The sequence below is a fragment of the Sutterella sp. genome (genome assembly GCF_052272535.1).
In the GTDB taxonomy this organism is placed as follows: Bacteria; Pseudomonadota; Gammaproteobacteria; order Burkholderiales; family Burkholderiaceae_F; genus Sutterella.
The window spans coordinates 1-6,780 of the sequence record NZ_DAVZJY010000133.1 but is presented as its reverse complement, the minus strand read 5'-3'; the positions used below and the strand labels follow the sequence as shown (position 1 = coordinate 6,780).

General features: G+C 67.1%; 6 protein-coding genes. 4 read left to right on the top strand and 2 right to left on the bottom strand.

Annotation, left to right across the window (positions count from 1 at the left end):
* The 4 genes from dcuC to aroD form a co-directional block, all read left to right on the top strand.
* Nucleotides 1–792, top strand: a 792-nt coding sequence (gene dcuC / locus ACT6Y9_RS07510; protein ID WP_443744071.1) for a C4-dicarboxylate transporter DcuC, incomplete at its 5' end; no start/stop codon positions are given.
* Nucleotides 793–1,250: 458 nt separating this feature from the next.
* The gene (locus tag ACT6Y9_RS07505) at nucleotides 1,251–2,723 is read left to right on the top strand and encodes an anthranilate synthase component I family protein (RefSeq protein WP_443744070.1); all 1,473 of its coding nucleotides are present in this window, start codon (nucleotides 1,251–1,253) and stop codon (nucleotides 2,721–2,723) included.
* Between the two features lie 45 nt (nucleotides 2,724–2,768).
* Nucleotides 2,769–3,362: an anthranilate synthase component II gene (locus tag ACT6Y9_RS07500; RefSeq protein ID WP_443744069.1), complete on the top strand. Its 594-nt coding sequence runs from the start codon at nucleotides 2,769–2,771 to the stop codon at nucleotides 3,360–3,362.
* A 141-nt stretch (nucleotides 3,363–3,503) separates the two neighbouring features.
* Entirely contained in the window at nucleotides 3,504–4,337 is an 834-nt protein-coding gene (gene aroD / locus ACT6Y9_RS07495; RefSeq protein ID WP_443744068.1) for a type I 3-dehydroquinate dehydratase, read from the top strand.
* Between the two features lie 167 nt (nucleotides 4,338–4,504).
* Here aroD and ACT6Y9_RS07490 read toward each other — a convergent pair whose 3' ends face one another.
* Together ACT6Y9_RS07490 and ACT6Y9_RS07485 are read right to left on the bottom strand one after the other, a co-directional pair.
* Nucleotides 4,505–4,795 (bottom strand): HU family DNA-binding protein, encoded by a 291-nt coding sequence (locus tag ACT6Y9_RS07490; RefSeq protein ID WP_295478167.1) that lies wholly within the window; start codon nucleotides 4,793–4,795, stop codon nucleotides 4,505–4,507.
* Nucleotides 4,796–5,228: 433 nt separating this feature from the next.
* Nucleotides 5,229–6,602, bottom strand: coding sequence for an MATE family efflux transporter (locus tag ACT6Y9_RS07485; protein WP_443744067.1), 1,374 nt, complete (start codon nucleotides 6,600–6,602; stop codon nucleotides 5,229–5,231).
* Nucleotides 6,603–6,780: the final 178 nt, after the last annotated feature.

The window sequence follows — 6,780 nt, the reverse complement described above, 5'->3', positions numbered from 1 at the left end:
GACCGATTCCTCCCAACGAATAAATTCGTGGGCTCCCTCGGCCGGTTTTCGTGGTTCGACGCCCGCGACCTCGCGTCCGGGCGCCTCACGCAAGCCGACTACCGCATCGAGCAGGAGGTGCAGGCGAAGGGCGCGGCCGAACAGCCTCCGGCCCCGGCCTACTACGCGATTCTGCCGATTCTTCCCGTCTTCCTCCTCTTCATTTTCAGCAAGCTGGTCTACAGCGGCGTGCGCATCGAGCTCGTGACGGCGATCCTCTCGTGCACCTTCATTGCCTTCCTCGTGGACCTCGCGACCACCCGGCGCCTCAAGGAGGCCGTGGACCATACGCGCTCGATGTTCCAAGGCATGGGCAAGATCTTCACCTCGACGGTGCTGCTGATCGTCTGTGCCGAAGTCTTCGCCGAAGGCCTCAAGCGCTCGGGCGGCATCGACACCATCATCGGCTGGGCCGCCTCCATGCAGGGCGCGGGCGGCGTCACGATGCTGATCGTCATGTTCCTCATCATGGCGCTCGCCGCCTTCGTGACGGGTTCGGGCAACGCCGCCTTCTTCGCCTTCTCGCCGCTCCTGCCGCAGGCCGCCGCCTCGGTCGCCTGGCAGACCATCGTCCTCGCGGTTCCCGTGCAGCTCGCAAGCGGCATCGCCCGCTCGATGTCGCCGATCTCCGGCGTCGTGATGGCGGTGGCGGGCCTCGCCGGCGTCACGCCCTTTGAGGTCGTGCGCAGAACCTTCCCGATCATGGTGCTCGGCCTCGCCGCGAGCTTCGTGAGCTCCCTCGTGATCCTCTAATCCCAAAGCCCTCCGCAGCTTCATCCCGCAGGGGCGCTCACGGTTTGTCCGGAGCGCCCCTGCGCTTTTCCTGTCGCCGTCCCGGGCGCCTCACGCTTGACGCCGATCAATCCGGACGGGCGCGACGCCCGAGACGGCGAAGGACGGCCTCTGCCATAGTGAAAGAAACGCAACTCCATTCCCTCCCACCTTCCATGCTTCTCGTTTTCACGCTCCTCGAATCCTGGCGTTGGCCGTGGCGAATCGTCCGCTGCAGCCCCGCGCCCGTTCGTCTGCGTGCACCCGCCCCCGTGAGGGCGGAAGCGAGAAAAGAAAGACGCGGAAGTTGAGAAACCCGGCCGCCCTCCAACCGTAGGAGCGGCGCCGCACCCCAAAAGCAGCGGACCACAGGCATCAAGGCTTGCGGTCCGCTTTTTTTCGCCCCGAAGAATCCCCTCGCCCCCACCACCCGCACCGCCATGCTGAGCTTCACTGAATTCTCCGACCTCGCCCGCCGCGGCAACCTCGTTCCGGTCACCCAAAGCGTGATCGCCGACCTTGAAACCCCCGTCTCCGTCCTCGCGCGCCTCAAGGACGACCCCGACGTCTTCCTCCTCGAATCCGTCGAGGCGGGCGAGCGCTTCGGCCGCTGGTCCTTCATCGGTCTCAACCCGAGGTCGGTCTTTACCGTTGAAGAGGGCCGCGCCTTCGTCACGGACGCCGCGGGCCGGCGCGAGCTCCCCGCGCCCGAAGGCCCCTTCATGGCGCTCCGGGGCCTCCTCAAGGGTCTGCGCCCCGCCGCTCCCGAAGGCATGCCCGCCTTCTTCGGCGGCGCCGTGGGGGCCCTCGGCTACGAGACCGTGGGCGAATTCGAACGCTTTCCCGCCCCGAAGCTCGGCCTCACGGGCCCCACAACCGTGATGATGATCACCGACGACATGGTGATCTTCGACAACATCGGCCACACGATGACGCTTTCGGCCGCGGTGCGTCTCGAAGACTTCGAGACGCTTGAGGCCGCCTACGCCGACGGCGTGCGGCGCGTCGAGGCGATGCGCCGGCGCCTCGCCGAACCCGTCCGTCTCTCCGCCCCGGTCGTGCAGCCCGCGCCCGAATTCAAGGGCAACTGCACGGAGGCGTCCTTCCGCGCGATGGTCGAGCGCGCCCGCGGGCACATCCGCGAAGGCGACGTGATCCAGGTGGTGCTCTCGCAGAAGTTCACGGCCGAAACCGACCTCGAGCCGATCACGCTCTACCGCGCGCTGCGCCTCATCAACCCGTCTCCCTACACGTTCTTCATGAAGATGGGAGGCATCATCCTCATCTCCTCCTCGCCCGAAACGCTCTGCCGCGTCGAAGGCTCAGGGCGGGCGCTGCTGCGCCCCATCGCGGGCACGCGCCGGCGCGGCGCAACGCCCGAAGAAGACCAGGCGAACGAGAAGTCGCTGCTCGCCGACCCGAAGGAGCGCGCCGAGCACCTGATGCTCGTCGACCTCGCGCGAAACGACCTCGGCCACATCGCCGCGCCCGGCACCGTCCGCCCCTCGTCCTTCATGACGATCGAACGCTATTCCCACGTGATGCATATCGTGAGCACGGTGGAGGGCGACCTCGCGCCGGGCAAGGACGCCTTCGACCTCGTGCGCTCGGCCTTTCCCGCCGGCACGCTCTCCGGGGCGCCCAAGATCCGCGCGATGGAGATCATCAACGCCCTCGAGCCCAACCCGCGCGGCATGTACGGCGGGGCGGCGGGGTACTTCAGCTACGACGGCGCGATGGACCTCGCGATCACGATCCGCACGATCGTGATGCGCGGCCGCAGGATCGAGATCCAGTCGGGCGCGGGCATCGTCTACGACTCCGACCCCGCCGCCGAATACCAGGAGACGAAGAGCAAGGCCGCGGCCATGATGAAGGCGGTGGACCTCGCCGCCCGCGGGCTCGCGCTCTGAACGCCTCGCCCCTTCGATACGAACACCTTTTGAGGAAGTTCCGCCATGCAGCTCTTCATGCTCGACAACTACGACTCCTTCACCTACAACCTCGTGCAGTACTTCCAGATGCTCGGCTGCACGGTGACGGTGAAGCGCAACGACGAAACGACGCCCGCCGAAATCCTCGCCCTTGCTCCCGACGCCCTCATCCTCTCGCCCGGCCCCGGGCGTCCCGCCGACGCCGGGATTCTTCCCGACGCGATCCGCGCGGGCGCCGCGGCCCGGATTCCGATGCTCGGCGTCTGCCTCGGCCACCAGGGGATCGGCGAAGTCTTCGGCGGGCGGGTCGTGCACGCCGCACGGGTGATGCACGGCAAGGCCTCGCCCATCCGCCACGACGGCCGCGGGCTCTTTGCGGGCCTTCCGCAGGGGCTCTCCGTCATCCGCTACCACTCGCTCGCGCTCGAGCGGGCGTCGCTGCCCGAATGCCTCGAGATCACCGCCGAAGCGGACGACGGCGAGATCATGGGCGTGCGCCACCGCACGCTCCCGATCGAGGGGATCCAGTACCACCCGGAGTCGATCCTCACGGAGTCGGGCCTGAAGCAGCTCGAGAACTTCCTCGACGGCGCCCGGCGCCTGCGTGAAGGCGCCTGAGGTGCGCGCGCCTTTGCAACGCTCCGTATCCGCCGCGCGCCCGGGACTTCCGGGCGCATTATCGTTGAAGGATTGAGGCGGAGACGTGCCGCTCCGGGCGCTCTCCCTGCGAGCAAAATTCCAAAAGAAGGAGATTCAAGAATGGTTCAGTGCGCATGCGGTGCCCCCGAGGGGGTCGAGGAGTCCCCGAAGTCCCGGCGTCCCGCGCCCGTGAAGGTGGGGCCGGTGGTGTTGGGCGAGGGCCTGCCGAAGATCTTCGTCTCCATCATGGCAAAGAATCCCGCGGAGCTCGAAGCTGAGACGGCCCACTACCGCAGCGCCGACTTCGACGTTCTCGAATGGCGCGCGGACTTCCTCACGGCCTATGCGATCCACGCCCCCGAAGGGGTGCTCGCGAACCTGACGGTTGACGGCCTTGAGCTCCTCAGTCGCCTCATTCCCGAGAAACCCGTGCTCTTCACGCTGAGAACGAGGAACGAAGGAGGGGCCGCCGACGTCGACGACCACCAGTACGCCGCCGCCCTGCGCGCGGCGCTCAAGGGCGGCGCGGCGATGGTGGACCTTGAGATGAGCCGCCCCGTGGAGCTCCTCTCGGACCTCATCGACGAAGCGCACGCCGCGGGCGTGCCCGTCGTGCTCTCAAGCCACGACTTCGCGAAGACCGCGCCCCGCGAGGCCCTCGTTGAAATGCTCACCGACATGGCGCGCTTGGGCGCCGACGTCGCCAAGGTCGCGCAGACGCCGCAGTCGAAGGAGGACGTGATCACGCTCCTCGAAGCGACCCGCGAGGCCGCCGACACCCTCCCCGTTCCGGTGATCACGATGTCGATGGGGCCCCTGGGCGTCCTCTCGCGCGCGTCGGGCACGCTCTTCGGGTCCGCAGGCACCTTCGGCGCGGTGAAGACCGCCTCGGCCCCGGGCCAGATTCCCTGTGGGGAACTGCGCCGGATGCTCTCGCGCTTGAGCGGCATGTGACCTCAAATTCCTCCGATCCCGCCGGGGCCGCCCCGGTGGAGCGCAAAGAAAAAAGGCACGCGGTGAAGCGGATTCACCTGCGTGCCCTTTTCTTTGGAAGGCCGTGCTGGAGCGCCTGCTTCAGCATTCTGAAGCGGTCTCCCGGCCTTCGCGGCGTCTGCGGCGGATTACTTCCCGGCGACGGCGTTCTTGAGCTGCGAGCCGGCCGAGAACTTCGCGCGCTTGCCGCCGGCGATTTCGAGCGGCTTGCCCGTCATGGGATTGCGGCCCTTGCGGGCGCCGTATTCGGCGACTTCGAACGTGCCGAAGCCGATGATCTGGACCGAGTTGCCCTGGGAGAGCTGCTCGGCGACGATGTCGGTGAAGGCCTTGAGAACTTCGGCGACCTTCGCCTTCGGGGTGTCGGTGTTCCCGGCAATGGCGGCGATAAGTTCGGTCTTGCTCATTCCTTTGGTCATTCGTTTCTCCTTGAAGCCGCCCGGGCGATGAAGCCTGTCCCAGGCGCCATGAACGGTATGTGGGTTGTCCGGACCGCGCGCCCGAGGGCTCTGCGCGATTGACGGCACTACTATAGCCAAGAGAAGTGCCGCGTGGGAGGTCGAAAAACAATTTTTCTCTCCGCACCGTCCCCATGGAGCCCCATGAACTGCAGGCACTATGTTGGTCCTCAACGACTTACTTTCAGGAACTCGCTGACCAGGCGAAGCCGGTGTTCCGTCGAACTCCGCGCGAACTCCCTGTTTTTCCGGCTTTTTTGTGTGCGGGATAAAGCAAAATCCCGATGCCAGCGCACCCCGGCGGCGCAGGCGTTGCGAAGCTGCCCTCCGCCTTTCGCAGCCCTCCCTCCGGAGTGCCGCAAAGGCGGGATGGGCTGATCGTCCGGGCCGCCCGCTACGCGCGCTCCTCGACCGACTTCTCCCAGGAGCGGCGGCGCCAGGCGATCCAGGAGCCGATCCCCATCACCGCGCCGAAGACGAAGTCCGAGGTCCAGAAGACGGCGGTGTTCGTGGTGACGAGCGTGAGGAGCCAGATGTAGAGCCCGTAGACCGCGGCGGCCGTCACCGTCGTCCGGAAGGTCTCCTTCACGCAGCCGAGCGCCTCGATCATCATGAAGAAGAAGTAGCAGGGCACGGTGAGGACGTAGGAGGCGAGCATCACGTAGTAGGGCGGCACCGCGCCCTCGATCACCTCGGGGAGGTCGGTGAGGACGCCCAACACCGCTTCCGGGAAGGCGAGGTAGACCAAGGCCACCGGCGCGATCGCACAGAAGCAGAGCTTGAGGCCGAGGCGGCCCGCCTCGGGGACGCGCGCAGGAACGCCTGCGCCCACGAGGTTCGCCGCCACCGAGCCGCAGGTGCTCCCGAACGCGTGGACGAAGAGAAAGAGCATGGCGCCCAACTGACGCACGACGTTGCTCACCGCCAGGCCGCGCTCGCCCGCGGCGTGTTCAACGGCGATGAAGAAGAAGAGCCAGACGCCGAAGGCCGCGGCCTCCTGGAGCATGAGCCAGCGCCCGAGCCGGATCAGTTCGCCCTGGATCCCGCGCTCGAACGCCCACGAACCCCTGAGACAGCGCTCGAGCCACTTCCGCTCCCAGGCGAGGCGCCCGAAGAGAACGCCGAGACAGGCGAATTCGGCGAGCGCCGAAGCGATGGCGGCGCCGGCGATCCCCATCTCCGGGAAGGGCCCGAGGCCGAAGATGAGGACGGCGTTGAGGGCGCAGTTGACCAGGACCATCACGAGACTGCTCCACGTGAGGATCCGCGCGCGCAGGATCGAGACGAAGAAGACGCGCCCGAGAATGCAGAGGTAGGCGACGGGAAGCGCCGCCGTGCGCCAGAAGACGTAGTCCCAGGCGGCTTCGCGCACGGGCCCGTCGCCCAACGACCGCCCGAAGACCGGGTCGAAGAAGAGGAAGGAGAGGAGCGTCACCGCAACGCCGCCCGCAATGAGAAAGAGCGCCGCCTGCCGGAAGATCCGGCCCGTCCGGGCATGGTCGCCCGCGCCGTTTGCGCGCCCCATCATCGACTGCGCGCCGATGCAGTACCCCCAGCCGATCATCATGAGGAGCATCACGTAGATTCCGGCGACGCCGGCGGCGGCGAGCTCGACTTCGCCGTAGCGGCCGAGAAAGAGCACGTCCGTGAGGCCGATCAGCTGCTCGAGAAGCAGCCCCGCCATGAGGGGGAGCGCCGTGAGGAAGATCGAGCGGGCCTGAAGCGCCTCGTCGGGATTGAAGGACGGGTGCGTGAGATCTTTTTCCATGATGTTTTTGTATTTTTCTCTGATTGCCGCGCCGGAGTCTACTCGATCTCACCGCATTTCGCCCGTACGTCCTCCGCCGCGCTCCTTGCCCGATTCTCTCGGAATGAGGCTCCGCCGGCAGTCCGACGGCGCCGCAGATGCCCTAAGAAACCGCAGCAAAGCGAAGGGCCGGCGGGAG